Here is a 25278-nt window from a genome sequence, read left to right as displayed (position 1 = left end):
ATGGACGATATCGAGCACACCGTCGGAACGGTCGCGGAGCTGACCGGCGTCTCCATCCGCACCCTGCATCACTACGACGAGATCGGCCTGCTGGAACCGACCGACCGCAGCGCGTCCGGCTACCGGCTCTACGGCGACGCGGATCTGCAACGGCTGCAACGCATTCTGTTCTACCGCGAGCTCGGCCTCGGCCTCGACGCCATCGCGTCGGTCCTGAACGATCCGGCGGTGTCCGAGGAGGACCACCTGCGCCGCCAGCGCGAACTGCTGAGCGAGCGGGTGGCTCGCTACACCGACATGATCGCGGTGATCGACAAGGAGTTGGCCGCGCGGGCCGCGGGCATCGCCCTCACCCCGGCCGAGCGGCTCGAGGTGATCGGAGACGACCGCCTCGTCGACCGCGCCGCAGAGGCCGAGCGAAGGTGGGGCGGCACAACGCATTTCGCGCAGCGCCGCCAACGCAGCGCCGACTCCACCAAGGCGGAGTGGCTGACCCTGCGCGCCGAACAACGCGAGATCCACCAGGCCCTCGCCGACGCCCTGCGCGCCAACATCCCCGCCGACGCCCCCGTCGCCATGGACCTCGCCGAACGCCACCGCCTCCACCTCCACCGCTGGTTCCACGACTGCGACCACGACACCCACGCCCACCTCGCCGCCGACTACCGCGACAACCGCCGCATCGGCCTCAACTACGACGACATGGCACCGGGGCTGTCCCGCTACATCCACGACGCCATCCTCGCCAACCGGCGGCGTCACGTAGTGCGGTAGATGTCCCGAAACGCGTCCCGAACGGTCGTCGCGGCTCGGCCCTCGATGCCCGCCACGACCTCGGAGACGCGCCAATAGTTCGAGGGGACGAGCCTGCCGGATGTGACCGCCGTGAGCGCGGCGTGGGCCGCTTCATCGGGTTTACCCGAGGCCACCAGCGCCAGGCCGAGATCGAGGTTGGCCGTCGCGATTCGTCGGGGGCGGGCCGTAGGGGATCGAGTCAGCTCGGTGAGTACCTGCCGGGCGTAGGACTCGGCGGCCGGGTCGCCCAGCCAGGAGAGGGTGGTGGCGACGTAGGTGTCGGACTTGGCGGGGTCGTAGCGGAAGTGATGTTCCGGGCGTTCCGGAGACGACAATCCGGATACGAGGCGGGCGACTTTGCGTAGCGCGGCGTATGTCGCCTGGGTGTCGCCGAGTCGTGCGAGGGCTCTGCCCTCCTGTGCGGTCGCTTGGATGAAGGCCGATCCTCGCCGGGGAGCGATCTCCTGTGCGGTCCGCGAAAGATCCACGGCCGCAATGAGATCGCCGCCCGTGAGACGCTGCCAAGCCCGAGTCTCGAAGCACCAGGCCAGGAGTTCGGGATGGTCCGCTTCCGCGGCCAGGTTTCGCGCCAGATGTCCACGTGCGGCCGCCGCGGGCAATTCTCCGAGATCGATATGGCAGGTGCTCGCCAGCAACGACAACCAGCCGACCGCGATCAGCAGCCGACGATGCTGGGTCAGCGTCTTCTTGCCGTTCATCAGACGCGCGGCGCAGCCCAGGTGGGCGCGAATCCGGACGAGCAGTTCATCCGGAGGTGTGGTCGGGTAGGCCGAGGCGAGATCATCGACCGCCCGTTCGAGTCCGCCGAGCGTCTCCTCGCCGACATCACTCGTGGACGCCCTGCGCACCCATTCCGCCGCCGCTCGCTCGCCGTCCTCGCACTCCGTGAACAGCGACAGGCCGACGACCTCGGCGTACGCGCGCACGTGCGCCGGGCCGATGGTGCGGTGTCCCGTCTCCAGAAGACCGAGCAGCGCCTTGCTGTAGTGCGTCCGCTGCGCCATGGCCGACAGGCTCAGCCCGGCCGCTTCCCGCGCCGCCCGAAGTTGCTCGCCCGTAATGGGTTCCACGACTCCCAGCGTATCGAGCCGGGAGGACGATGCGGCTCGTTTACCCTCGACCCCATGACCCGCCTGCTGATCATCCACCACACCCCCTCGCCGTTCATGCAGGACATGTTCGAGGCCGTGTTGGCGGGGGCGAACGATCCGGAGATCGAGGGGGTCGAGGTGGTGCGGCGGGCGGCGTTGGGGGTGAGCGCGAATGATGTGCTCGAGGCGGATGGGTATCTGTTGGGGACTCCGGCGAATCTGGGGTACATGTCGGGGGCGTTGAAGCATGCGTTCGACACCTTCTACTACCCGTGTCTGGATTCCACTCGGGGGCGGCCGTTCGGGTATTACATCCATGGGAATCAGGGGACCGAGGGGGCCGAGCGGGGGATCGAGAAGATCACGACGGGGTTGGGGTGGGAGCAGGTGGCGGCGCCGGTGATCGTGGGTGGGGAGCCGGACAGGCAGGTGCGGGAGCAGTGCCGGGAACTCGGTGGGACGCTCGCCGCCACGCTGATGAGCTAGCCCGAACACCGTACCCCCGAATTCTGGTGGCTCACGCTCCCTCGCCCGGTCCCGGCATACTCGACAAACGGGTAGGCTGCGGGATCTGCCTGCGGGTGGCGGGAATCGGGCGCGAGGGACGTGGAAGAAGGTGACTGTGGTGGAGACGGCACAGCGGAGGTCGGGGCCGGCCCGGATCGGGCTGGTCGAGGACCACGAATCGGTCGCGCTCGGCCTGGCGTCCATGCTCGCGCCGGAGGCGGATCTGGAATTGGTCACCACCGCGGGGACCGTGAGCGAATTGCTCTCCGGCGCACCGGAATTGGATCTCGTGGTGCTCGATCTGCGGCTCGGGGACGGGTCCGATCCGGAGGACAATGTGCGGGCCCTGCGGGAGCGCGGGCTGGAGGTGCTGGTGTTCACGGGGGCGGACAATCCGTTCCTGGTGCGGTCGGCCGCGCGGGCGGGGGTGCTCGGGGTGGTGCGCAAGTCCGAGGACGTGGCGACCGTGGTGTCGGCGGTGCGCGCGGCCGCGTCGGGGGAGCAGGTGGTGACCACCGACTGGGCGGCCGCCATCGACAGCGATCCGCAGCTGTCCGACGTGGGCCTGAGCCCGCGCCAACAGGAGGTGCTCACGCTGTACGCCTCGGGGGAGAAGGCGTCGCGGGTGGCCCGGCTGACCGGACTGTCCGAGCAGACCGTCAACGACTACCTGGGCCGCATCCGGCAGAAGTACGCCGACGCCGGTCGCCCGGCCCCGACCAAGACCGATCTGTACAAGCGAGCCGTCGAGGACGGCTGGCTGCCCGTGCCCGAGCGCGCGCCTCGCGTATGACATTGGTGGGTGAGGCGTCGTGGTGATCGTCGGCGCCGTGGAGACATCGTTGTCCCGGTCGGGCCCACTACCGCGCGTCGCGGCGTGGTGGCGCGACCGGTCGGCCGCGGAACGGGATCTGACCGCGGTGGCGTTCGGCCGGATCATCCGGCGACTCGGGCTGTCGGTCGGCATCGGCGGCGTGATCATGGGGCTGGTCGATCTGCCCGAGATCACCCAGCAGTCCGATCAGGCCGCGCACTGGTGGACGCCGGTCGCGGTCGCGGCGACCTTCGCGCTGTTCCCGGTGCTGGCCGTGGTGTCGGTCGTCGCGCCCATCCGCTGGATCCGGGCGGCCGCCGGGGCCGCCGCGGTGAGTTCGCTGGCCGCGTTCGCCACCACGCCGTTCGCCCTGCACGCGCACACCATCGACGCGGAGTCGCTGTGGCTGTACCGGATGGTGCCGCTGGGGGTGGTGGCGGCGACGCTGGCCTGGCCGGCCCGCGCGGCCGTGGTCTACCTCGTGGTGAGTTCCGCGGCGGCGGCGTCGACGAATGTGTATCTGCTGGAACCCTTCACGACGGCCTCGGCGCTGGCCGCGTTCGCCCGCATATTCGGGTTGTCGGCGCTGTTCGTGTGGTGCGCGACGCGCGCGCTGAGCGCCGCCGCGCACGTCGACCGGGAGTCGGCAATCGCGAGCCGCCGCGCCGCGTCCGCCGCCGCGGCCGCCGCGCGCGATCACGAACGCGCCCGGTTCGCGGCCCTCATCCACGACGCGGTGCTGTCCACCCTGTTGGACGCCTCCCGCGGCGGGGAGAGTTCGGAGGTGCTGCGGCGGCAGGCCGAGCGCACCCTCGAACAGCTCGACGAGATCCGCGTCCAGGCCCACGAACCCGATGTGCTCGACGCCCGCGCCGCGGTCCTGTTCCTGAGATCGGCTGTGCACGAGATCAATCCGAGCATCCGCTTCGCCACCCGCACCTGGCCCGGCTTCGATGATCTGCGGATGCCGGTGCAGGTGGCCGCGACTCTCGCGGCGGCCCTGGGGGAGGCGGTCCGCAACAGCCTCCGCCACGCCGCGGTGCCGGGCCGGGAGGTGCGGCGCACGGTGACCTGCACGATCAGCGCGGGCAGCATCCGCATCGTGTTCGCCGACGACGGCGCGGGATTCGAGGTGAGCCACGTTCCGGCCGATCGGCTCGGCATCTCGGTGAGCATCCTGGGTCGCATGCGCAGGCTCGCGGGCGGGGCGGGATTCGTGGAATCCCAACCGGGAGAAGGCACTTCGGTGACATTGGTGTGGGGTGGCGATGGCTCACCCTGATCTGTCCCCGGATGCGGACGCGCGCTTCGGGTTTCGCGATCTGCTCGGCCTGCGCGGCGGGATGGCGTGGCTGTTCCTGGTGATCCTGGAACTGACCATCGTGCTCTACATGCTCGGCAATCTGGCCACCGCACCGGCCGTGGCGGCGCTGACCGCGACCGCGGTGCTGGCCACCGCGGGCGCGCTCGTGCTCGCCGTCCCGGTGGATCCGCTGCCGTTGCCGGTGACCGCGTTCGTCGCCGCGTGCGCGCCCGTGGCCTCGGCATTGACCATGTCCAACACCGGAACCCACCACATGCTGTGGACCACCTTCGCGTCCTCGTACGTGCTCGCCGTACTGGTGCTGCGCGGGCGGATGGGCTGGGCGTGGCTCGGGGTCGCCGGGGTGGCGGCGGTGATCGTGGTGTGGGGCGCGCGGATCGGGCAGTCGGCGGGCACCATCGTCGCGCCCATCGTGCCGGTGGGCACGGTCGTGGCGATCTCGGCCTTCGCGGTCATCATGCGGCCGACCCAGCAGTCGCTGCGGCGGCTGCGCGAGGAGGCGACCATCCGCGCGGCCGCCGAGGCGACCATGGCCGCCGCCGAGGGCGAACGCGTCCGACAGCTCGGCCGGCTGGACCGGGTCGCGCGGCCCATCCTCGAACGCATCGCCGAGGGCGCCGACCTCACCGTCGCCGAGCGCGAGGAATGCCGACTGCTCGAGGCCGAACTGCGCGACGGGCTGCGCGCGCCGCAACTGGTCACCGACGAACTCAGCGGCGCGGCGCGCGGGGCGCGGGCGCGCGGGGTCGAGGTGGTGTTGCTCGACGACGGCGGCTTCGCGGGCGCGCCGCCCTGGGTGCGGCGTCGCGTAATCGACGCCGCCACAAGGGAATTGGACGCCGCCAACACCGGTTCGGTGACCGTGCGGGTGCTGCCGGTGGGCCGCCGGGTGCTGGCGACCGTGCTCGCGCATTCTCCGGAACACGACCGCCGCACCGAGATCGACACGCAGGGCACGGTCACCGTGCTGGATTGAGAACGCTCAGCCTTCCGAGCGCCCCGCCCGCCGCATCTGGTCGCGCAGTGCCCCCTGGACCACGGTCGACATCCACGCGTTGAGCGACTGGTTGCTCTGGGCGGCGGCCTCCTCGGCGCGGGACTTGATGTTCTCGACGAGGCGGAGGGTGACGCGGCTGATGTCGCCGGTCATCTCCTCGAAGGTCGGGTTGTGGGGTTCGTCGGTGGTGTTGGGGCGCACGTCGATTCGGGCGTCGGTGCCGTCCACCGAGACGTGCACGGTGCGGTCGCCGAGGGCGGTGCTGATCTCGGCGGCCAGCTCGGACAGGGCGGCCAGCAGCGTGAGCCGGGCGGCGTTCTCGGTGGCCGCGGCCAGGGCGGCGGCCGTGGCCTGAGTCTTCTCGTCACCCAGAGCGGCCGCGGCGACCAGGTCCTCGCGCAGTCGGGCGGTGTAGGCGTTCAAATCCATGACACCAGCGTGACGTCATCGGTGGCGTCACGCAAGCGGCAATATGATGTCATGATCGACTCTGCGGCGGACTCGCCCGCGAACGCGGACAACAATTCAACGCGTCCGCGACGACCGGGTAGCCTTGCTGACCATGACGTACGGTGAATCGACGCGAACAGAGCTGCGCGCGTCCGGCACGGTTGGTGTCGCGATGGTGACCCCCTTTACCGCCGAGGGCAAGCTCGATGTCGATGCCGGCGTCGCGCTCGCGCACCGCCTGGTCGACCGGGGAGTCGACCTGCTCGTGGTCTCCGGGACCACCGGCGAATCGCCGACCACCACCGAGTCCGAGAAGTTCGATCTCCTGCACGCGGTCGTGGACGCCGTGGGCGCCCGCGCGCACATCCTCGCCGGGGCCGGGACCTACGACACCGCGCACAGCATCGAATTGGCGCGCAACGCGCAGCGGGCCGGGGCGCACGGGTTGCTCGTGGTGACTCCGTATTACTCGCGGCCGTCGCAGGAGGGTCTCGTCGCGCACTTCACCGCGGTCGCCGACGCCACCGATCTGCCCGTCACCCTCTACGACATTCCGCCGCGCTCGGTGGTGCCGATCGCGCCGGAGACGCTGCGGCGGCTCGCCGAGCATCCGCACATCGTCGCGGTCAAGGACGCCAAGGGTGATCTGGGCGCGGGCGCGGAGATCATCGCCGAGACCGGGCTCGAGTACTACTCCGGCGACGACGTGCTGAACCTGCCCTGGCTCTCGGTGGGCGCGGTCGGATTCATCAGCGTGATCGGCCATCTCGTGCCCGAGCGGCTGGTGCAGCTGCGGGACGCGTACCTCGCGGGCGAGGTCGTGCGCGCCCGCGACATCAACGCCTCCATGCTTCCGTTGATGCGGGCGATGGCGCGCGTGGGCGGCGTGGCCCTCACCAAGGGCGCGCTGCGCCTGCTCGGCGTGGAGGTGGGCGCCCCGCGCCTGCCCCAACTGCTGCCCGACGCCGACCAGTTGCTCGCCATCGCGGCCGACCTCGACGCTGCGGGAGTGTGCGCATGACCGACCCGAACGCCAACGACCCCACGACCAACCGCCGCGTGCGCCGCAGAGCCGCCAGCCGCGCGGCCGGAGCGCCCGAGCCCGCCCCGCCCGTCGAGGTGACCGAGCAGGCGCGCGCCGACGAACGTCAGGCCCAGCGCATCGCCCGCGAGGCGGAGGCGACCCTGCGCGACGCGGAGCAGGCCCAGGCCCCGGCGGAGCGCGGCTCCGCGGCGAGCGGGCCTGTCGAGGGTGAATCCGTGCGCTCCGGCCGCGAAAGTGGCCGTGGCGAACGCGAATCCGCGCGTGAGGGTGGCCGTGCGGAGGGTGAGTCCCAGCGCGGCGGGCAGGAGACCGGTCGCGCCGAACGGGAATCGGGGCGGGGTGGTCGGGAGACCGGGCGCGGGCAGTCCGGCCCCCGTCGGGAGCCGGAACGTGGTGGGGGACAAGGGGATTCGCGGGGGCGGCGGAATCGGGGGCGGCAGGGTGGACGGAATCGGTCCGAGCCGCAGGCGGAGCCGCAGCCGGTGGTGGCGGATCCGCACGCGTTGCCGTTGCCGCCCGCCGCGCCGCGCAATGGGTTGCGGGTGTTCGCGCTCGGCGGGATCGGCGAAATCGGCCGGAACATGACCGTTTTCGAGTACGACGGCAAGTTGCTGATCATCGACTGCGGGGTGTTGTTCCCGGAGGATCAGCAGCCGGGCGTCGATCTGATCCTGCCCGACTTCCGGCCGATCGAGGACCGGATCGACGAGGTCGCGGCCGTCGTGCTGACGCACGGTCACGAGGATCACATCGGGGCCGTGCCGTTCCTGCTGCGGCTGCGCCCGGACATTCCGGTCGTCGGCTCGCGGTTCACCCTCGCGCTGGTGGCGGCCAAGTGCCGCGAACATCGCTTGCAGCCCAAGCTGATCGAGGTCACCGAGGGCGAGCGGACCACGCACGGGCCGTTCGACTGCGAGTACTTCGCGGTCAACCACTCGATCCCCGACGCCATCGCGGTGGCCGTGCGGACCCCGGCGGGGCTCGCGCTGCACACCGGTGACATCAAGCTCGATCAGCTGCCGCTCGACGGCCGCCTCACCGACCTGGCGGGATTCTCCCGGCTCGGCGACGAGGGCGTGGACCTGTTCCTGGTCGACTCGACCAATGCCGAGGTCCCCGGCTTCGTCACGCCCGAACGCGAGATCGGGCCGGTGCTCGACAACGTCATCGGCAAGGCCACCGGCCGCGTGATCGTCGCCTCGTTCGCCAGCCACGTGCACCGCATCCAGCAGGTCGTGGACGTGGCCGAACGCTACAACCGGCGGATCTGCTTCGTCGGGCGGTCGATGGTCCGCAATATGCAGATCGCGCAGGACCTGGGCTATCTCAACATCCCGGACGGGCTGCTGGTCGATCTCGATCAGGCCGCGAATCTGCCCGTGCACAAGCTGGTCCTGATCTCCACCGGATCGCAGGGTGAGCCGCTGTCGGCGCTGTCGCGCATGGCTCGCGGCGACCATCGGCAGATCAACATCCGGCCGGACGATCTCGTGGTGCTGGCGTCCTCGCTCATCCCGGGCAACGAGAACGCGGTCTTCGCGGTCGTGAACGGTCTGGCCCGGCTCGGCGCGACCGTCGTCACCCAGCAGAGCGCGAAGGTGCACGTCTCCGGCCACGCCTCGGCGGGCGAGCTGCTCTACCTCTACAACGCGGTGCGGCCCACCAATGCCATGCCGGTGCACGGCGAATGGCGGCACCTGCGGGCCAACGCCGCGCTCGCGATCGCGACGGGCGTGCCGGAGGATCGGGTGGTGCTGGCCGAGGACGGCGTGGTGGTCGATCTGGTCGACGGCATCGCCTCGATCGTGGGCCGCTTCCCGGTCGGGCAGGTCTACGTCGACGGCCTGTCGGTCGGCGATGTCGGCGAGTCCACGCTGTCGGATCGTCTCGTCCTGGGCGAGGGCGGTTTCATCGCGATCACCGTCGCCGTCGACGCGGCCACCGGCAAGGCGGTCAGCGCGCCCGAGGTCTCCGGACGCGGCTTCTCCGACGATCCGGGCGCGCTGGTCGAGGCGCAGGAACTGGTCGAGGCCGAACTCATGCGCCTCGCCACCGAGAACGTCACCGAAACCCACCGCATCGCACAGAGCGTGCGCCGGGTCGTGGGCCGCTGGGTCGCGGACACCTACCGGCGGCGCCCCATGATCGTGCCCACGGTCATCGGGGTGTGAGCGGGCCGTGGCCGCGGAATCAGCCACGGTCGTCGGCCCCTGAGTGTGGCCGCGGCCACAGAATGAGCCCCTGTCGGAGGGCTATTCTCGGGGCATGAGTATGGCTCAGCGTGAGCGCGCCGCCCTGGTCGTCACCATGACCGAGGCGGGGCCGGACGCGCCGACCCTGTGCGGGACGTGGACGGCGCGGGATCTGGCCGCGCATCTGGTGGTGCGCGAGCGCAGGCCCGACGCCGCGCCGGGTATCCTGCTGAAACCGCTTGCGGGATACCTGGATTCGGTGCAGGCGTCGGCGGCGCGCCGCCCGTTCGCCGAACTGCTGGAGCAGATCCGCACCGGGCCGCCGTGGTGGTCGCCGCTGCGCCCGGTCGACGCGGTCGCCAATCTCACCGAGATGTACGTCCATCACGAGGACGTGCGCCGCGGCCGAAGCGGTTGGCGGCCACGGGAATTGAGCGCCGACGACGAGACCCAGCTGTGGAAGGCGTTGCGGCGCATGGCCAAGATGGCCTACCGCAAATCCCCGGTCAGCGTGGTGCTGGCGACGCCCGACGGGGAGCGCGTGACCGCTCACAATATCGGCGGTGACGCCGTCGTGCTCACCGGCAAGCCGTCGGAACTGGTGCTACACGCGTTCGGCCGCAACGAGGTTCGGCTGGACACCTCCGGATCGCCGGAGAACGTGCGGGCCGTGTTCGAAGCCGACCGCAGCATCTAGGGTTTGGCGGCCAGGCCCGAGACGATCAGCTGCTCCCACGAGGTGATCTCGCTCGGCCCCTCCGGTCCCGGCCGCCACAGCGCGCACGGCACCAGACCGGGTTCGAGCAGTTCGAGACCGTCGAAGAGGGTGGCGATCTCGGCGTCGGTGCGCCAGCGGCCGCGACCCCAGGTGCCCTGGAGTTTCTGTTCGGTCGCCACGGTCTCCTCGTTGAACCCGGATCGGAAGTGCGACACGTAGATTCGGCTCCCCGAGGCGATGTGGTCGACCCAGAACCGCATGAGCCCGTCGGGGTTCTCGTCGTCGTTGAGGAAGCCGAGGACGGCGCTGAACAGCAGCCCGACCGGTCGCTCGAAATCCAACAGCGCGCGCACGGACTCGTCGTCGTGAATCGCGCGTGGGTCGCGGACATCGGCCTGGACCACGATGGTCTGCGCGTCGGTGGCCAGGGTCGCGCGGGCGTGCGCCACCACGATGGGATCGTTGTCGACGTACACCACGCGCGCGGCCGGATTCTCCCGCTGCGCGATCTGATGCACATTGTCCACGGTCGGTAATCCGCAGCCGAAGTCGATGAACTGGGCGACGCCGTCGCGCGCGATCTCGCGCACGGCCCGTTCGACCGCCCGGCGCGCGGTGGTGGCGATGCGAACGGAACCCGGTAGGGATTCGGTGAAATACTGACCGACCTCCTGATCGACCGTGTAGTAATCACGATCCCCGAGGAGGTAACTGTAGGTTCGGGCGATGCTCGGCTTCGCCTGACCCGCTTTGACGTCTTCGTCGTTCATCGGGACCACACCAACGTGAGGCTGGGACATGCAGATACATCGTAGGAGCACCGGTCCCGTCGCGTCGGCTCAGTGACGATTTCCCTCGGGCGCGTCGGGCGGGATACCGGTGGTGTGGGTGTTGCGGATGGTCTGGATGGGGACGTTGCGGTTAGCCTGAGGGGCATGGCAGGTAAGTCCCGCGGCAGTACGGCGTCGAGTTCGCGGGCGGGAACGGGCCGGGGGCGGGCCCCGGCGCGGACCCGTTCGGGAAGCTCACGGACGCGGACGACGGCGCGCGGGCGGACCACGGCGACGCGGCGTCCGGCGCCGCGGCCGCGGTCGAACACGGCCCCGCTGGCGGTCTTCGGCCGCGGCGTGGGCAATGGCTGGAACATGCTCGCGCGCGGGGTGGGCGCGACCACGCGCACGCTCAGCCGCGCGGGGGAGATCGAGCACGGGCATCGCCGCGACGGAATAGCCTTGGCGCTCATCGGGTTCAGCGTCGTCATCGCGGCCGCGGTGTGGCTGTCGGCGGGCGGTCCGGTCGGGCACGCGGTCGACACCGCGGTGCGCTGGATCGGCGGATCCGCCTCGGGCGCAATGCCGTTCGTGGCGACCGCCATCGCGGTCGTGCTCATGCGCACCGAACCCCGCCCCGAGATCCGTCCCCGCCTGGTCCTGGGCGGTCTGCTCCTGGGCCTGCCCGCGCTGGGCCTGTGGCACATCGCCGCGGGCGCCCCGGCCGATCAGCACGGCCGGGCGCACGCCGCGGGCTTCGTCGGCTACGTCGCGGGCGGCCCGCTGCGCGACGGCCTGACCTCCTGGCTCGCGGTCCCGCTGCTGCTGCTGGCCATGGTGTTCGGCCTGCTGCTGATCACCGGCACCACCGTGCGCGAGGTCCCCGCCAAACTGCGGTGGCTGTTCGGCACCGGCACCGGCGGCGACGAATACGACGCCTACGACGGGCGCTACGGCCGCTACGATCCCGAGAACTACGACGACGACGGCTTCCCGATCCACCCCGGCACGGGCAAGCGCGGCCGCACCCCCGAGGAGAACTACCCGCCCGACGAGTTCGGCGGCTCCGACGCGGTCACCGAGGCCCTCGGCGAACCGCCGCTGCGCGACGCCAAGGACATCGTCACCCCCGAGCCCGAACCGCCCGCGCCCGCGAAACCCAAGGCGCGCAAGGCTCCCAAGGTCGTCGACCAGACCCCCGAACCGCCCGCCCCCGAACAACTCGAGTTCGCCCCCGAACGCGAGGTCGAGGGCGACTACCACCTGCCGCCGCTGTCCCTGCTCGTCGACGGCGACCCGCCCAAGAAACGCAGCGCCGCCAACGAATCGATGATCGAGGCGATCACCGAGGTGCTGGTGCAGTTCAAGATCGACGCCGCGGTCACCGGATTCGTGCGCGGCCCGACGGTCACCCGCTACGAGGTCGAACTCGGGCCGGGCGTGAAGGTCGAGAAGATCACCCAGCTCGCCCGCAACATCGCCTACGCGGTGGCGACCGAGAACGTTCGCCTGCTCGCGCCCATCCCCGGCAAATCCGCGGTGGGCATCGAGGTCCCCAACGCCGATCGTGAACTGGTCCGCCTCGCCGACGTGCTCAAGGCCCCCTCGACCCGAAACGACCACCACCCCTTGGTGATCGGCCTCGGCAAGAACATCGAGGGCGACTTCCTGTGCGCCAACCTCGCCAAGATGCCGCATCTGCTGGTGGCCGGTTCCACCGGTTCGGGCAAGTCGAGTTTCGTGAACTCGATGCTGGTCTCGCTGTTGCAGCGGGCCACCCCCGACGAGGTCCGGATGATCCTCATCGACCCCAAGATGGTGGAACTGACTCCGTACGAAGGCATTCCGCACCTGATCACCCCCATCATCACCCAGCCCAAGAAGGCCGCGGCCGCGCTGGCGTGGCTGGTCGAGGAGATGGAACAGCGGTATCAGGACATGCAGGCCAGCAAGGTCCGCCACATCGACGACTTCAACAAGAAGGTCAGGTCGGGCCAGATCACCACGCCGCTGGGCAGCGAGCGCGTGTACCGCCCGTATCCCTACATCCTCGCGATCGTCGACGAGCTGGCCGATCTCATGATGACCGCCCCCCGCGACGTCGAGGACGCGATCGTGCGCATCACCCAGAAGGCGCGCGCGGCGGGCATCCACCTCGTGCTCGCCACCCAGCGCCCGTCGGTCGATGTGGTCACCGGTCTGATCAAGACGAATGTGCCCTCGCGCCTGGCCTTCGCGACGTCCTCGCTGACCGACTCCCGCGTCATCCTCGACCAGCCCGGCGCGGAGAAGCTGATCGGCATGGGCGACGGGCTGTTCCTGCCGATGGGCGCGTCCAAGCCGACCCGCCTCCAGGGCGCGTTCATCTCCGACGAGGAGATCTCGCGCATCGTCGACTTCGCCAAGAACCAGGCCGAACCGGAGTACGAGGAGGGCGTCACCGCCGCCAAGTCCGGCGAGGCCAAGGAGATCGATCCCGATATCGGCGACGACCTCGAACTGCTGTTGCAGGCCGTGGAACTCGTGGTGACCTCGCAGTTCGGTTCGACGTCGATGTTGCAGCGCAAGCTGCGGGTGGGTTTCGCCAAGGCCGGGCGGCTCATGGACCTCATGGAGACGCGCGGGATCGTCGGTCCCAGTGAGGGTTCCAAGGCCCGCGACGTGCTGGTGAAACCCGACGAACTGCCCGGCACGCTCTACGCGATCCGCGGCGGCGGGGACGCGCCGCCCGGCGACGCCGACGGACCGGCCGAGTAGTCAGGCCGCGCCGGTCCAGCCGACGATCGCGTCGACCTCGATGCGGATCACCGGGCCGGTCGGCGGAACACGTTGGTACTGAACGTATTTCGCGATCAACCGGTCGAGCGCGGCCGTGTGCTCGACGCCGTCGGTCAGCACCCGCGCCGCGCCGTCGAGCCGCACCCACCACAGGCGGGTCCAGTCCTCGTCGTAGTCGTCGGCGAGCAGCGAAACCCGGTCGTTCTCGGCGATATTGCGCAGCCGCCGCAGATTCGTGGTCGTCTTGGGCTTGTGATCGATGGCGATCACGATCACCGGGGGTTCGGCGGCGAAGGTCACCGGCACCAGATGCGGTCGCCCGTCACCGCTCACCGTCGCCAGCCGCGCGACGCGCTGCGCCCGGAACCGATCCCATGCCGCGCTCGGATCCATCCGCACCCGACGAGGCTACGCCTGCGCCGCGACGGACTCCCATTCGTCCGGATGCCCGTGCACCGAGGGGTCGTAGAGGACGACGAAGCGGTACTGCTGCGGCGCGGTGAGCGGGAACATCCCGATGCACAGCTCCTCGGAGGTGTACCGGTTCTCGCTGCGCATGCGCATCCACTTCAACGTCCGGCCCTGCCCGTCCCGCCACTTCTGGAAGACCGACCGGGACGGCTTGCATTCCATGATCACCGACATCAGCGGCAGCGCGTCGAGTTCCTCGACGGTCGACGCGAACCGAAGGCCCTCATCCATGGTCACAAGTTACGGCAACGGCTCGACCAGAGCGCCCATCACCGGCTGCCATTCGACGAAGCGGACCGATTCGATCAGGCCCTCCCGCGCGAACGGGTCCTGGGCCAGCGTCTTCGTCACGGTGTCGGCGTCCTCGGCGCGGACGATGATCAGCGCGCCCGAACCGTCGGGGTAGGGGCCGCTGGTCACCACCACGCCCTGGTCCACCAGGCCCGACAGCCAGGCGCGGTGTTCGGGGCGGTGTTCGTCGCGGCCCGCGGCGGCGGCCTCGGCGTAGGTGTAGTGGACGGCGAACAACGGCATCGCGGGCTCCCGAAAGGCTCAGAGGGTCAACAACATTCGAGTATTGCCGAGGGTGTTCGGCTTGACGTAGCTCAGGTCCAGGAACTCCGCGACGCCGGTGTCGTAGGACCGGCACATCTCGGCGAACACCTCGGCGGTGACGGGCGTGCCGTCGATCTCCACGAAGCCGTGCCGGGCGAAGAAGTCCACCTCGAAGGTGAGCACGAACAGCCGCTCGAGCTCGAGGTCGCGGGCGGTCTCGACGAGCCGGTCCACGATCAGGCGGCCGATGCCCTTGCCCTTCACCTCCGGGTGCACCGCGACCGTGCGCACCTCGCCCAGATCCGCCCACAGCACGTGCAGGGCGCCGCAGCCGACGAGCCGGCCGTCCACCTCGGCGACCCAGAACTCCTGGACGGATTCGTAGAGGTTGACCAGATTCTTCTCCAGCAGGATCTTGCCCGCGTAGACGTCGACGAGGTCCTTGATCGCGGGCACGTCCGAGGTCCGGGCACGGCGGACGATCGGGGTGCCCGTTTGCGCGCCGCCGATCGAATCACTGTGGGGTGCCCGTGTTGTCATGGGGTGCACAGTAGTCGGGTCCGATACCGATAGTCTGGTGGAGTGCCGCACACCCAGCCCGCCCGTTCGCCCGCCCGCGCCGGGGTCCGTGGCCTGGTCGACCGCGGCCGGGGGTGCCGGTGAGCGTGCAGAGCGACGATATGGACCACCCTTGGCCGGAGGCCGCGCGGGCGCGGCCGAATCTCGTCCCGGCGGCGGCGGTCCCGCGCGCGGTCGAACCGTCGGCCGTCCCGTTGATGAACGTCGCCAATGTGCTGACCGTGCTGCGCATCCTGATCGTGCCGCTGTTCCTGCTGGCCCTGTTCGCCGCTGGCGGGCACGACACCGAATGGCGGATCGGCGCGACCGTGCTGTTCGGCGTCGCCGCCATCACCGACCGGGTGGACGGTCAGCTGGCCCGGAAGTACGGTCTGGTCACCGATTTCGGCAAACTGGCCGACCCGATCGCCGACAAGGCGTTGATCGGCGCGGCCCTGATCGGTCTGTCGGCGCTGGGGGATCTGGCCTGGTGGATCACCGTGGTCATCTGCGCGCGCGAACTCGGGGTGACGCTGCTGCGGCTGGCCGTGGTGCGGCGCGGGGTGATTCCGGCCGGGCGCGGCGGCAAGCTCAAGACGCTGGTGCAGTCGCTGGCGATCGGCGTGCTGCTGCTGCCGTTGTCGGGGATGTTCGCCACCGCGGGCCAAGTGCTCATGTACGTGGCGGTCGTGCTGACCGTCGTGACCGGGCTGGACTACGTCGTGCAGGCGGCCCGGCTGTGGTCGGGGCCGGTCAAACGGCCATGAGCGACCCGCTGACCGCGGCGGTTCCCGCGACCGAGCTGGTCGCCGGGCTGCGCGCGAGCGGCACCACGCTCGCCACCGCCGAATCGCTGACCGCCGGTCTGCTGGCCGCGACGGTCGCGGGCGTGCCGGGCGCGAGCACGGTGTTGCGCGGCGGTCTCATCGTCTACGCCACCGACCTCAAGCACACCCTCGCCGGGGTGAGCGAACACACACTGACCACCGACGGCCCGGTCTCCGCGCGCACCGCCGAACAGCTGGCCGTGGGCGCGCGCACGGTCTGCGGGGCCGATCTCGGGGTCGGCCTGACCGGGGTGGCCGGGCCCGACCCGCAGGACGGACATCCGCCCGGCACGGTCTACCTGGGGGTGTCCGGATCCGAGGGCACCGAGGTGATGCGGTTGAAACTCGCCGGGGACCGGTGGACGATCAGATTGGCGGCGGTGCGCGCGGCCGTCGTCGAACTCGTACGCATCACGGTCGGGAACCAACCCGGCAGTGCGTGACGTTGTCACTGCATACGCTCGGTCCGGCGAGGAGAGTACGTAAGGAGAACGAGATGACGCTGCTGCGAGAAGCCATCGGGGAAAGTCTGCGGCGCGCTCGGACGGCCCAGAGCCGGACTCTGCGCGAGGTCTCGACCTCGGCTCGGGTGAGCCTGGGTTACCTGTCCGAGGTCGAACGCGGCCGCAAGGAGGCGTCCAGCGAGCTGCTGGCCGCCATCTGCGAGGCCCTCGACGTGCCGCTGTCGCAAGTGTTGATCGACGTCGGCGAGGCCATGGCCGACGCGCACGGCGACACCGTCCGCGAACCCGCCCGCGAGGTTCCGGCCGAGGCCGATACGGCCGCCGAGCCGGTGCCCGTCGACGCCGTGGCGTCGCTGGGGTCGATCGCCGGGGACACGCGGATCGTCATTCCCGCCCCGCGCGCGGAGAAGTTGGTACTGGTGCAAGCGAAGTGAGCGACGAAGTCGCCCGGCGTCGAGTTTCGGCGCCGGGCAACGCTGTACGACGGAGCGGAAACGGATAGATTCTCTATGAGCGTCGGTAACCGGCCGGTTCACTCGGGCGTCGGCGCGGAGGTTAGGGACACGAGGTGCGTGACGGTCGCGCACTAGTCGCGCTAGGGCGCGGCGCGTCAGATGGAGGCGGGATCAATCGATGGCTAATCCGTTCGTCAAGGCCTGGAAGTACCTCATGGCCCTCTTCGATTCCAAGATCGAGGAGCACGCGGATCCGAAGGTCCAGATTCAGCAGGCTATCGAGGAAGCCCAGCGTCAGCATCAGGCCCTGTCCCAGCAGGCCGCGTCGGTGATCGGCAACCAGCGTCAGCTGGAGATGAAGCTGAACCGGCAGCTCGACGAGGTCGAGAAGCTCAACGCCAACGCGCGGCAGGCCGTCATGCTGGCCGATCAGGCCACCCAGGCCGGCGACACCGAGAAGGCGATCCAGTACACCAACGCCGCCGAGGCGTTCGCGGCCCAGCTGGTCACCGCCGAGCAGGCCGTCGAGGACCTCAAGGTGCTGCACGACCAGTCCCTCCAGGCCGCGGCGCAGGCCAAGAAGGCGGTCGAGCAGAACGCGATGCTGTTGCAGCAGAAGGTCGCCGAGCGCACCAAGCTGCTCAGCCAGCTCGAGCAGGCCAAGATGCAGGAGCAGGTCTCGGCCTCGCTCCAGCAGATGGACTCCACCCTGTCCGCGCCCGGCTCCACCCCGAGCCTGGACGCGGTGCGCGAGAAGATCGAGCGCCGCTACGCCAACGCCCTCGGCGCGGCCGAACTCGCCCAGAACTCGGTGCAGGGCCGCATGCTCGAGGTCCAGCAGGCCAGCGTGCAGATGGCCGGGCACAACCGCCTCGAGCAGATCCGCGCCTCCATGCGCGGCGACGCCCTCCCCGCGGGCGGCCAGCAGCAGGCCATCCCCAACCCGGCCGCTCCCCAGCCCCAGGCCAACCAGGACCAGGCCACCCAGCAGTAACCGCTCGGCTTCTCGAAAGGCGTCGCAGTGAAGGGAAAGTCGCGGACCTCCGCGCAGTCCGCGACTTCCCGCGCCCGCTTCCCGTCCCCCGAGCCACCCCGCCCTGCCTGGAAGTCGTTGTTCCCCACGGGCTTCCGTCCCGAGCCCCCGCCCACCACCGGCGAGCGAACGGCCCCGAACCCGCCTCGCGAGACAGCCGCCCGCTCCGCCGACGAGGGCGCTCACCCCGCCTCACCCGACGCGGACTCCGGCCGGTGGTGGCAGACGCCCCTCACCGAGCCGATACCCGGCAATCCGCGGAGCCGACGCGCGCCCCGGGAAGCCCCGGCGCGCCAAGGCCGTTCCGACCCGCGTGCCAAAGGTTCGCCCCGGGTTGCCGGGCGAACGACCGGCGCTGTGCCACAGGGCGATTCCGCTTCCCGTGTCGGGGCAGCGGCGGGTCCTGTGCCGCAGGGCGATGCGGGTCCGCGTGTCGGGGAAGCGGCTGGCTCTGTGCCGTACGGCGATTCGGGTCCGCCTGCCAGGGGAGCGGCCGGTTCTGTGCCGCAAGGCCATTCGGGTTCGCATTCCGAGGGAGCGGCTACCTCTCTGTCGCAGAGCGATTCACGTTCGCGTGCCGGGGGAGCAGCTGGCTCCGTTCCGCACGGTGATTCGCGTTCGCGCGCCCGGGGAGCGGCCGGTTCTGGGTCGCTGGGCGATTCGGGTTCGCGTGCTGGGGGAGCGGCTAACTCTATGCCGCACGGTGATTCACGTTCGCGTGTCAGGGGAGCAACCGGTTCTGCGCCGCAAGGCGATTCGGGTTCGTGGGGCGGGGGTCGCGCGGATGCGGGTCGTCGGCGGGATTCCCGGGGGCGCGTTCTGCGGGACATGATCGCGGAGACCGCTGGACAGGTCGAGTCGGTGGAGCAGGCGCGGCGGTTGTCGGAGGGTTTGCGGGAGGCGGGGGAGCATGCGTTGCACGCGGTCCGGAAATGGGCCGATCCTCGCGAACGGGAATTGCGGCGACGGCGGCGGGTGCGGCGGCGTAGCCTGCGGCTGAGCGCGGCTTCCGGTGTGACCGCGTTGGGAACCGCTGGGCTGGTGCTGATCTCGGCTCCCGCCTGGGCCGTGCTCGTCGTCGGTGGCGGGGCGGCGGCCCTGGTCACCGGGGCGGCCGTCACCACCAAGCGCTACCTCGAACTGCGCCGCAACCCGTTGCCCGACCCGACCTTCGTGCCGCGCAAACTCCCACCGGTTCGCTCGTCCGCCCGCGAACCCATTGCCCGGCTGGTCCGCGCCGAACGCGCGCTGCATGTGCTCGGCCGCCGAATCGCCCACGGCGCACGGCTGCCCGAGGACGACGTCGCCGACACCCTCCAGACCGCGCACTCCGGCGCGGCCGCCCTGCACGCGCTGGCCGCCGACATCGCCGCCATGGAACAGGCGATCGGCGTTGTCGCACAGGTGAATTCGATATCCACCCCCGGGCTGGCCGAGCAGGTGGGGCACGCCGTGACCCGGCTCGAGCACGGGGTCGTGGAATACGAGCAGCTGGTCGCCGCCGCGGGACGCGTCCTGGCCGCTCCCGACGCGCCTGCCGCCCCCGACGATCTGGGCTGGGCCCTGACGAATCTACGCGACGCCGCCGACCGCCTCGACGGCTGGGCCCAAGCCCTCACCGACCTCGCCGACCGCCGCCGGGGGTAGTCGGCCGGACGGCCCGGTGGCCCACCGCCGACGATCGTTTGCCCGACCCACAGCCGGGTATCTCCCGCCGGTTGGCATTGGCGAAGTCCCGGGAAGCGGAGGTGTGCGGTGGCGTTCGAAGCGAAGACGATCGTGGACGCGAGTCCGGAGGACGTGTTCGCCGTCCTCTCCGACGGCTGGCTGTACGGCCTGTGGGTGGTCGGCGCGTCCCATATTCGCGATGTCGACCCGGGCTGGCCCGCGGTGGGCACCCGAATCCATCACAGCATCGGCCCCTGGCCGCTGAACCGCCGCGACATCACCGTCGTGCGCGCCCTCGAACCGCCGCGCATGCTCGAACTCGAGGCCCGGCTGTGGCCGCTCGGCGCGGCGCTGATCCGCCTCGACCTCGAGGAGACCGCAGACGGCCGCACCGAGATCCGCATGGGCGAACACGTCTCGCGCGGCCCCGGCAAGCTGCTCCCCGCGAATCTCCAACAGCTGGCGCTGGCCCCGCGCAATATCGAATCCCTGCATCGCCTCGGCGATCTGGCCATCGGGCGGATCAAGAAGTACCGGTGATCGGCCGGATCTGGCCATCGGGGCATATGAAGAAGTCCCGGTGATCGGCCGACGGAGCTTCGCCCGGAGCGGCGAGCCGCGCAGGGCCCGGGCGAAGATCTCCGTCGGCCTGTCACCCCGGATCCGAGTGCCGCGAGGCACTGTCCAATGGGGGGTGACGTGCTCGGCGAGAGCGCGATCAGCGCTTCCGCCGGTCGTCGCCGCGGCGCTCGGTGTCGAGACCCTCGGTCTCGAAGCGCTCCTTGCGGACGGTGTCGGACACGGTCTGTTGATCCTCGACCTCGTCCACCGCCAGCCGGACCCGCTCCACCGGCACCGCTTCCTTGTCGACCACCACGCGATCCTCGTGCAGGGTGACCTCCTGTTCGGCCTCGCCGAAATCGGCGTCCCGCACGGCCTTCGGATCCCGGATGGGTTCCCGCTCGATGTGCACCTCTTCGTGCTGCACCGGAACGTTAACCTGTTCGTTCTCCGTCACGACGTATTTGCGCAGTCGTGCCTTGCCGACTTCTTGCGATTCGGTGTGGACGTCGAGGTGTTCCTCGGAGCGGACCATCGAATCGTCGGCCGGGGAACGCCGATCGCCCTCGGTGCGGTAGCGGCCGTACCCGGTCTGGCTCGCCCGGCTCGGATCGATCCCGTAGTGCGCGAACAGCTGCTGCTCGCCCTCTGGGCTGATGTGACCGTCCTGCTCCACGTGCGGAGCCGACTTCACCTTGTCTTTGCTGACCGGCACGCTGAGAGTGTGCCGATCGGTGTCGAGATTCGCGCCGGTGAGCGGCACGAGCGCGTCGCCGTGCATCAGGCCCGTCTTGGCGCTGACCCAGCTCGGGGCGCCCGTACGGTCGTCCAGGTAGACCTGGGTGACCTCACCGACCTTCTCGCCCTGCGTGTCGTAGACCGTGCTGGCCATCAGGCTCTGCATCACGTCGGCCATGCTTCCTCCCAATGCGATAGTGGACAGCTATAGCTGGGGGGTAGCCGACCGTATGCCAGCCAAACGCTCGGGCCTAGACGGGCACCCGTTCGTGCACGGTCAGCAGCACATGATCGAAGCGCATCCGCAGCCCGGCCCGGTTGGGTTCCAGATGCCGGGCGTCGTGCACGAGCTGCAGGGCCAGTTCGCGAATCTTGACGTTGGTGTGCTGGGAGCGCCATTTGAGCACGGCGAAGGCCTGATCGGAGTCCAGTTCGTAGATCATCGACAGAATCCCCTTGGCCTGCTCGATCGGCGCGCGCGAGGCGACCAAGTCGGGCAGGATCTCGTCGATGACGTCGTTGCGCTCCTCGGCGAGGATGCCGGTCAACTCGATGTAGTAGCCGACCGTGCCGACGATCCGGCCGGCGTCGTCGGTGTCGTAATCGGCGATCACGATCACCTCGTGCACGTCCCCGGCGGTGTCGATGATCCGATGCCGACTACAGAACGGCTCGCTGGTCTCCACGATCTTCTCGATCAGCGTCTCGACCGTGGCCCGATCGTTCGGGTGCTGATGCGACAGCAGCAGCTCGGTGGTCGGCTCGACGGTTCCGGGTTCGTAGCCGTGCATGCGCGCCAGCTCGTCCGACCACTCCCACCGGCGATCGGCAAAGTTGAAACGAAACTCCCCGGTATTCGCACAGGGCTCGTTGCCGATCACACTCCCGAGCACGCTCACCAGCTGCGGCTCGAGCTTCTCACCGTCGATCATCGAACCAGTATCCGCTACCCGGCGTTACCGAGTACCCACTGCCCGGACTTTCCACACCTGCGCATTCGGGCCACACCCGGTCCGGCGGCTCGTCAGCGCCGCGCGCGCAGGTAGTCCGACACCACCGCCGCGCCCAGACCGTCCAGGTCCGGGGCGACCACCCGGCCGCCGCTGCGCCGGGCCACCAGATCCACGAACGCGGCCAGCCGCGGATCCTCGCCGAGCATGAACACCGTGATCGAGGCACCGAGTTTGGCCAGCGCGTCGACCTGGGTCATGGTCACCGCGAGGGTGCGCGGTTCGGGCGGCCAGTTGAAATACGCGTCGCCGTCGGATTCCAGATGCGCGGTCGGCTCGCCGTCGGTGACGACCAGCACGACCGGCACCGCGTCGGGGTGGCGGCGCACATGCCGCGCGGCCAGCAACAGCGCGTGATGCAGATTGGTGCCCTGCTCCCAGACCGGCTCGCGCGCGGTCAGCTCGCCGATGTCGACGGAGGTCGCGTACCGGCCGAAGGTGATGAGATCCAGTGCGTCGGAACGGAATCGGGTCGCGATCAGATGATGCAGCGCCAGCGCCGTGCGCTTCATCGGCACCCAGCGCCCGTCCTGCACCATCGACCACGAGGTGTCCACGCACAGCGCGACCGCCGCCCGCGACCGCTGCTCGGTCTCCATGATCTCCACGTCGGACACGTCCAGGGTGACCGCGCGGCTGCCCGTCGACGCCGTCCGCAGCACGGCGTTGCGCACGGTGCGCGGCACGTCCCACGGTTCGGTGTCGCCGAACTGCCAGGGCCGCGCCGAACCCGTGGGCTCGCCCGCCGCGCCCGCGTGCGCGGTGTCGCGCTGACCGCGCCGGGAGCGCAACTGCCCCACGATGTTTCGCAGCGCCACCTCGCCCAGCCGCCGCAACGCCTTGGGCGTCAGCCGCAGCGAACCGTCCGGCGCGCGCTCGAACAAGCCCTGACGCCGCAGCTCGCGTTCCAGTTCGGCGAGCCGCGCGGCGTCGATCCGGGCCTGCTCGCCGAGCTGGCGTTCCAGGGCGTCCAGATCGATGTCCTCGAGCCGGGCGCCCGGATACGATTGTCCCAATTGCTCTGCGAGCGCGTCCAATTCGGCCAGATCCTGCAACGCCTGCGCGCCCTCGCCGAGCCCGAGCGGATCCTCGCCCCGGAAACGCTGTGCCGACTCCCAGTCCTCACCGGGCCGCAGCGCGCGCAGATTCGCGTCCAGGTCCGAAACCTGTTGCGCCAGACGGGGATCGCCGAACGCCTGATTGATCAGCTGCGCCAGTTCGGCGCGCTGCTCGGCCGACATCGAGTTCATCATCCGCTGCGCTGCCGCGGCGCGGGCGGCGAGCGCGTCGACGAGTTCGTCGGTATTGCGCGGGTTCTCGGGGAAGAACTCGCCGTGCTCGGCCATGAACCGCTCGAACTGCTCCCGGGTGTCCTCGCCGCGGGCGTGCGCGGCGAGCAGGTCGTTGAGATCCGACATCATCCGCCGGATCCGCTCGACGTCCTCGGGCGTGGTGCTCTGCAGCGCCTGCTTCATGCCCTGGAACCGGGAGTCCAGCAGCTCGCGCCCGAGCAGGTCCCGGATCCGCTGGTAGTTCTCGCGACCGGTCTCCGACCGCCACTGGTATTCGGACAGCTCGTTCACCGCCGCCGCGGTGCTCGGCGGCAGCGCGTCCAGTTGCGCCTCGGCGAAGCGGGCGTCGTCGGACGGATCGGGGAACAGCGCGGTGCGCTCGGCCCGCAACGCCTCGTCCAGCAGCTCGCGCACCTGCTGCAAGGTGCCGTCGAGGCGATTGCGCCGGGTGATCTCCGAGCGGCGCTGCCACAGCTGCCGGGTCAACTCGTCCAGCCCGCGGGTCTCGCGCAGCCCGCGCCGCAACAACTCCTCGAGCGCGCTGCGGGGCGAGCTGCCCTCCATCACATCGCGGCCGATGGTGTCCAGCGCCTCCCGCAGATCCAGCGGCGGGGCGAGCGGATCCGGCCCGTCGTGATACGGCCCGTAGGCGTAGCGATCGGCGGCGGTCACGGCCCGTACACCGCCGTGCCGTCGTCGGAGTCCTTGGCGACCTGACGCGCGAGATACAAAGACTCCAAGGCGAATTCGACGGCCGAGGCGATGCGCGGCGGCGGATCGGTCGCCGCGACGCCGAGCCGGGCGGCCACCTCGTGCAGGATCGGCAGTTCGGGCAGGGCCGAGAGCATCTCCGAACCCGCCACGCGCTCACCGGTGGTCACCAGGTTGCCGTCGCCGAGCGCCTCCACCAGCGGCCGCAGATTCAGCCCGCCCAGCCGCCCGCGCGCGGTCTCGGCGAACGCGCGGCGCAGCAGATGGGTGAGATGTTCCTGTTCGCGGCCCTCCTCACCGGATTCGAACTCCAGCTTGCCGCGCAGCACGGCGGGCACCGATTCCAGATCGATGGGCCGGGCCACGGCCGGGCGCTCCCCGGTCAGCGCCGAGCGGCGCAGCGCCGCGGCGGCCACGGTCTCCGCCGCGGCGACCGCGAATCGCGCCGAGACGCCGGACCGTTGGTCGATCGCGGGCGATTCGCGCAGCTGCCGCACGAACCGGGCGAGCGCCTCGATGAGCGGATCACCCACCTCCGCAACGAGATTCGCCTCCTGGCGCACCAGCGCCACCTCGGCCTCGACGGTGAGCGGATAGTGGGTGCGGATCTCCGCGCCGAATCGGTCCTTCAACGGGGTGATGATCCGGCCGCGGTTGGTGTAGTCCTCGGGGTTGGCCGTGGCGACCAGCAACACGTCCAGCGGCAGCCGCAGCGTGTAGCCGCGGACCTGAATGTCGCGCTCCTCCATGACATTCAGCAGCGCGACCTGGATCCGCTCGGCCAGATCGGGCAGTTCGTTGACGGCCACGATGCCGCGATGCGCGCGCGGCACGAGCCCGAAGTGGATGGTCTCGGGATCGCCGAGGCTGCGGCCCTCGGCCACCTTGACCGGATCGACGTCGCCGATGAGGTCGCCGACGGAGGTGTCGGGCGTGGCGAGCTTCTCCGCGTAGCGTTCCGACCGATGCCGCCAGGTCACCGGCAGGTCGTCGCCGAGTTCGGCCGCCAGCCGCTTGCCGAGCGGACTGATCGGATCCAGCGGGTGCTCACCGAGTTCGGTGCCCGCGATCACCGGCGTCCACTCGTCGAGCAGGCCGATCAGGGTGCGCAGCAACCGGGTCTTGCCCTGTCCGCGCTCGCCCAGCAGCACGATGTCGTGCCCGGCCAGCAGCGCCCGCTCCAACTGCGGGACCACGGTGCGCTCGAAACCCACGATGCCCGGCCACGGATCACCCCCGGCCTCGAGCACCCGCAGCAGATTCGCCCGAATCTCGCTTTTGACATCCCGCGGCTCGTACCCCGCCGCCCGCAGCGCACCCGCGGTAACGGGAAGATCTTGTGGAGCTGTCACCGTTTCGACGCTACGACGATCCGGCGGTCCCGTCGACCTTGTTCTCCCTCAGGGAACACCGCCGTAGCGGGCCGGGAGGTC

Annotated in this window: 26 protein-coding genes; 15 read left to right on the top strand and 11 right to left on the bottom strand. The window is 70.3% G+C overall.

The window, feature by feature from the left end; genetic code table 11:
• On the top strand, positions 1–774 hold the full coding sequence (locus tag ACWDSJ_RS19810) for a MerR family transcriptional regulator (protein WP_450033488.1): 774 nt from the start codon (positions 1–3) through the stop codon (positions 772–774).
• Here ACWDSJ_RS19810 and ACWDSJ_RS19805 read toward each other — a convergent pair.
• Complete coding sequence (locus ACWDSJ_RS19805; protein WP_450033487.1) at positions 759–1886, bottom strand: helix-turn-helix domain-containing protein; 1128 nt, start codon at positions 1884–1886, stop codon at positions 759–761. The two genes, ACWDSJ_RS19810 and ACWDSJ_RS19805, sit on opposite strands and share 16 nt — an antisense overlap.
• Before the next feature lie 54 nt (positions 1887–1940).
• On the opposite strand from ACWDSJ_RS19805, the gene ACWDSJ_RS19800 reads away from it, so the two are divergent.
• The 4 genes from ACWDSJ_RS19800 to ACWDSJ_RS19785 all read left to right on the top strand — a co-directional run bounded on the left by ACWDSJ_RS19800 (position 1941) and on the right by ACWDSJ_RS19785 (position 5528).
• Positions 1941–2393, top strand: a complete 453-nt coding sequence (locus ACWDSJ_RS19800; protein ID WP_450033486.1) for a flavodoxin family protein — start codon at positions 1941–1943, stop codon at positions 2391–2393.
• A 139-nt stretch (positions 2394–2532) separates the two neighbouring features.
• A complete protein-coding gene (locus ACWDSJ_RS19795) occupies positions 2533–3207 on the top strand; it encodes a response regulator (RefSeq protein WP_450033485.1) in 675 nt (224 codons plus the stop codon).
• 19 nt (positions 3208–3226) lie between these two features.
• Positions 3227–4510, top strand: a complete 1284-nt coding sequence (locus tag ACWDSJ_RS19790) for a sensor histidine kinase (protein ID WP_387356317.1) — start codon at positions 3227–3229, stop codon at positions 4508–4510.
• Positions 4497–5528 carry a hypothetical protein gene (locus ACWDSJ_RS19785; protein ID WP_450033484.1) on the top strand — a complete coding sequence of 344 codons (1032 nt, stop codon included), beginning with the start codon at positions 4497–4499 and terminating at the stop codon, positions 5526–5528. The genes ACWDSJ_RS19790 and ACWDSJ_RS19785 overlap by 14 nt, the downstream gene beginning before the upstream one ends.
• Before the next feature lie 6 nt (positions 5529–5534).
• Here ACWDSJ_RS19785 and ACWDSJ_RS19780 read toward each other — a convergent pair whose 3' ends face one another.
• Positions 5535–5978 (bottom strand): hypothetical protein, encoded by a 444-nt coding sequence (locus ACWDSJ_RS19780; protein WP_387356321.1) that lies wholly within the window; start codon positions 5976–5978, stop codon positions 5535–5537.
• Between the two features lie 133 nt (positions 5979–6111).
• Between ACWDSJ_RS19780 and dapA the strand changes: the two genes are divergently transcribed.
• The 3 genes from dapA (at position 6112) to ACWDSJ_RS19765 (ending at position 9933) form a co-directional block, all read left to right on the top strand.
• The gene (gene dapA, locus ACWDSJ_RS19775; protein WP_450033483.1) at positions 6112–7020 is read left to right on the top strand and encodes a 4-hydroxy-tetrahydrodipicolinate synthase; all 909 of its coding nucleotides are present in this window, start codon (positions 6112–6114) and stop codon (positions 7018–7020) included.
• Complete coding sequence (locus ACWDSJ_RS19770) at positions 7017–9215, top strand: RNase J family beta-CASP ribonuclease (protein ID WP_450033482.1); 2199 nt, start codon at positions 7017–7019, stop codon at positions 9213–9215. Before dapA ends, ACWDSJ_RS19770 begins: the two co-directional genes overlap by 4 nt.
• Before the next feature lie 94 nt (positions 9216–9309).
• The gene (locus ACWDSJ_RS19765) at positions 9310–9933 is read left to right on the top strand and encodes a TIGR03085 family metal-binding protein (RefSeq protein WP_450033481.1); all 624 of its coding nucleotides are present in this window, start codon (positions 9310–9312) and stop codon (positions 9931–9933) included.
• On the opposite strand, the gene ACWDSJ_RS19760 is transcribed toward ACWDSJ_RS19765, so the two are convergent.
• Positions 9930–10724, bottom strand: a complete 795-nt coding sequence (locus ACWDSJ_RS19760; protein ID WP_450033480.1) for an SAM-dependent methyltransferase — start codon at positions 10722–10724, stop codon at positions 9930–9932. The two genes, ACWDSJ_RS19765 and ACWDSJ_RS19760, sit on opposite strands and share 4 nt — an antisense overlap.
• 165 nt (positions 10725–10889) lie before the next feature.
• Between ACWDSJ_RS19760 and ACWDSJ_RS19755 the strand changes: the two genes are divergently transcribed.
• Positions 10890–13481 (top strand): DNA translocase FtsK, encoded by a 2592-nt coding sequence (locus ACWDSJ_RS19755; protein ID WP_450033479.1) that lies wholly within the window; start codon positions 10890–10892, stop codon positions 13479–13481.
• On the opposite strand, the gene ACWDSJ_RS19750 is transcribed toward ACWDSJ_RS19755, so the two are convergent.
• Genes ACWDSJ_RS19750 through ACWDSJ_RS19735 form a run of 4 tightly spaced genes read right to left on the bottom strand, consistent with a single transcriptional unit; the run spans position 13482 to position 15068 of the window.
• Positions 13482–13901 (bottom strand): TIGR03668 family PPOX class F420-dependent oxidoreductase, encoded by a 420-nt coding sequence (locus tag ACWDSJ_RS19750; protein ID WP_450033478.1) that lies wholly within the window; start codon positions 13899–13901, stop codon positions 13482–13484.
• A gap of 9 nt (positions 13902–13910) precedes the next feature.
• A complete protein-coding gene (locus ACWDSJ_RS19745) occupies positions 13911–14204 on the bottom strand; it encodes a hypothetical protein (protein WP_387356334.1) in 294 nt (97 codons plus the stop codon).
• A 9-nt stretch (positions 14205–14213) separates the two neighbouring features.
• Positions 14214–14507, bottom strand: a complete 294-nt coding sequence (locus tag ACWDSJ_RS19740; protein ID WP_450033477.1) for a YciI family protein — start codon at positions 14505–14507, stop codon at positions 14214–14216.
• Positions 14508–14525: 18 nt separating this feature from the next.
• Positions 14526–15068 (bottom strand): amino-acid N-acetyltransferase, encoded by a 543-nt coding sequence (locus ACWDSJ_RS19735; RefSeq protein ID WP_450033476.1) that lies wholly within the window; start codon positions 15066–15068, stop codon positions 14526–14528.
• A 140-nt stretch (positions 15069–15208) separates the two neighbouring features.
• On the opposite strand from ACWDSJ_RS19735, the gene pgsA reads away from it, so the two are divergent.
• The 6 genes from pgsA (at position 15209) to ACWDSJ_RS19705 (ending at position 20073) form a co-directional block, all read left to right on the top strand.
• Entirely contained in the window at positions 15209–15853 is a 645-nt protein-coding gene (pgsA, locus tag ACWDSJ_RS19730; RefSeq protein ID WP_450033508.1) for a CDP-diacylglycerol--glycerol-3-phosphate 3-phosphatidyltransferase, read from the top strand.
• Complete coding sequence (locus ACWDSJ_RS19725) at positions 15850–16356, top strand: CinA family protein (protein WP_450033475.1); 507 nt, start codon at positions 15850–15852, stop codon at positions 16354–16356. Before pgsA ends, ACWDSJ_RS19725 begins: the two co-directional genes overlap by 4 nt.
• A 53-nt stretch (positions 16357–16409) precedes the next feature.
• On the top strand, positions 16410–16811 hold the full coding sequence (locus ACWDSJ_RS19720; protein WP_450033474.1) for a helix-turn-helix domain-containing protein: 402 nt from the start codon (positions 16410–16412) through the stop codon (positions 16809–16811).
• A 199-nt stretch (positions 16812–17010) separates the two neighbouring features.
• Positions 17011–17826 carry a phage shock protein PspA gene (gene pspA / locus ACWDSJ_RS19715; RefSeq protein ID WP_387356344.1) on the top strand — a complete coding sequence of 272 codons (816 nt, stop codon included), beginning with the start codon at positions 17011–17013 and terminating at the stop codon, positions 17824–17826.
• Positions 17827–18693: 867 nt separating this feature from the next.
• On the top strand, positions 18694–19512 hold the full coding sequence (pspM, locus tag ACWDSJ_RS19710) for a phage shock envelope stress response protein PspM (RefSeq protein ID WP_450033473.1): 819 nt from the start codon (positions 18694–18696) through the stop codon (positions 19510–19512).
• Between the two features lie 108 nt (positions 19513–19620).
• Positions 19621–20073, top strand: coding sequence for an SRPBCC family protein (locus ACWDSJ_RS19705; RefSeq protein ID WP_450033472.1), 453 nt, complete (start codon positions 19621–19623; stop codon positions 20071–20073).
• Positions 20074–20251: 178 nt separating this feature from the next.
• On the opposite strand, the gene ACWDSJ_RS19700 is transcribed toward ACWDSJ_RS19705, so the two are convergent.
• From ACWDSJ_RS19700 to ACWDSJ_RS19685, 4 genes are all read right to left on the bottom strand, one after another.
• The gene (locus ACWDSJ_RS19700) at positions 20252–21010 is read right to left on the bottom strand and encodes a DUF2382 domain-containing protein (protein ID WP_450033471.1); all 759 of its coding nucleotides are present in this window, start codon (positions 21008–21010) and stop codon (positions 20252–20254) included.
• A 73-nt stretch (positions 21011–21083) separates the two neighbouring features.
• Positions 21084–21764, bottom strand: coding sequence for a PAS and ANTAR domain-containing protein (locus tag ACWDSJ_RS19695; RefSeq protein ID WP_450033470.1), 681 nt, complete (start codon positions 21762–21764; stop codon positions 21084–21086).
• A 92-nt stretch (positions 21765–21856) separates the two neighbouring features.
• A complete protein-coding gene (locus tag ACWDSJ_RS19690) occupies positions 21857–23806 on the bottom strand; it encodes a hypothetical protein (protein ID WP_450033469.1) in 1950 nt (649 codons plus the stop codon).
• Positions 23803–25197 (bottom strand): sigma 54-interacting transcriptional regulator, encoded by a 1395-nt coding sequence (locus ACWDSJ_RS19685; protein WP_450033468.1) that lies wholly within the window; start codon positions 25195–25197, stop codon positions 23803–23805. Before ACWDSJ_RS19685 ends, ACWDSJ_RS19690 begins: the two co-directional genes overlap by 4 nt.
• Between the last annotated feature and the right edge of the window lie 81 nt (positions 25198–25278).

Source organism: Nocardia sp. NPDC003482 (assembly GCF_053588115.1).
The sequence above is the reverse complement of the archived record's forward strand: the minus strand, read 5'-3'. Positions and strand labels throughout refer to the sequence as shown.

Excerpts from the sequence above, each read along its gene's own strand:
- ACWDSJ_RS19810 (WP_450033488.1), top strand. The coding sequence starts at position 1 with ATGGACGATATCGAGCACACCGTCGGAACGGTCGCGGAGCTGACCGGC.
- ACWDSJ_RS19800 (WP_450033486.1), top strand. The coding sequence starts at position 1,941 with ATGACCCGCCTGCTGATCATCCACCACACCCCCTCGCCGTTCATGCAG.
- ACWDSJ_RS19785 (WP_450033484.1), top strand. The coding sequence starts at position 4,497 with ATGGCTCACCCTGATCTGTCCCCGGATGCGGACGCGCGCTTCGGGTTT.
- ACWDSJ_RS19780 (WP_387356321.1), bottom strand. The coding sequence starts at position 5,978 with ATGGATTTGAACGCCTACACCGCCCGACTGCGCGAGGACCTGGTCGCC.
- dapA (WP_450033483.1), top strand. The coding sequence starts at position 6,112 with ATGACGTACGGTGAATCGACGCGAACAGAGCTGCGCGCGTCCGGCACG.
- ACWDSJ_RS19770 (WP_450033482.1), top strand. The coding sequence starts at position 7,017 with ATGACCGACCCGAACGCCAACGACCCCACGACCAACCGCCGCGTGCGC.
- ACWDSJ_RS19765 (WP_450033481.1), top strand. The coding sequence starts at position 9,310 with ATGAGTATGGCTCAGCGTGAGCGCGCCGCCCTGGTCGTCACCATGACC.
- ACWDSJ_RS19760 (WP_450033480.1), bottom strand. The coding sequence starts at position 10,724 with ATGAACGACGAAGACGTCAAAGCGGGTCAGGCGAAGCCGAGCATCGCC.
- ACWDSJ_RS19755 (WP_450033479.1), top strand. The coding sequence starts at position 10,890 with ATGGCAGGTAAGTCCCGCGGCAGTACGGCGTCGAGTTCGCGGGCGGGA.
- ACWDSJ_RS19745 (WP_387356334.1), bottom strand. The coding sequence starts at position 14,204 with ATGGATGAGGGCCTTCGGTTCGCGTCGACCGTCGAGGAACTCGACGCG.
- ACWDSJ_RS19740 (WP_450033477.1), bottom strand. The coding sequence starts at position 14,507 with ATGCCGTTGTTCGCCGTCCACTACACCTACGCCGAGGCCGCCGCCGCG.
- ACWDSJ_RS19735 (WP_450033476.1), bottom strand. The coding sequence starts at position 15,068 with ATGACAACACGGGCACCCCACAGTGATTCGATCGGCGGCGCGCAAACG.
- pgsA (WP_450033508.1), top strand. The coding sequence starts at position 15,209 with ATGGACCACCCTTGGCCGGAGGCCGCGCGGGCGCGGCCGAATCTCGTC.
- ACWDSJ_RS19725 (WP_450033475.1), top strand. The coding sequence starts at position 15,850 with ATGAGCGACCCGCTGACCGCGGCGGTTCCCGCGACCGAGCTGGTCGCC.
- ACWDSJ_RS19720 (WP_450033474.1), top strand. The coding sequence starts at position 16,410 with ATGACGCTGCTGCGAGAAGCCATCGGGGAAAGTCTGCGGCGCGCTCGG.
- pspA (WP_387356344.1), top strand. The coding sequence starts at position 17,011 with ATGGCTAATCCGTTCGTCAAGGCCTGGAAGTACCTCATGGCCCTCTTC.
- pspM (WP_450033473.1), top strand. The coding sequence starts at position 18,694 with ATGATCGCGGAGACCGCTGGACAGGTCGAGTCGGTGGAGCAGGCGCGG.
- ACWDSJ_RS19700 (WP_450033471.1), bottom strand. The coding sequence starts at position 21,010 with ATGGCCGACGTGATGCAGAGCCTGATGGCCAGCACGGTCTACGACACG.
- ACWDSJ_RS19695 (WP_450033470.1), bottom strand. The coding sequence starts at position 21,764 with ATGATCGACGGTGAGAAGCTCGAGCCGCAGCTGGTGAGCGTGCTCGGG.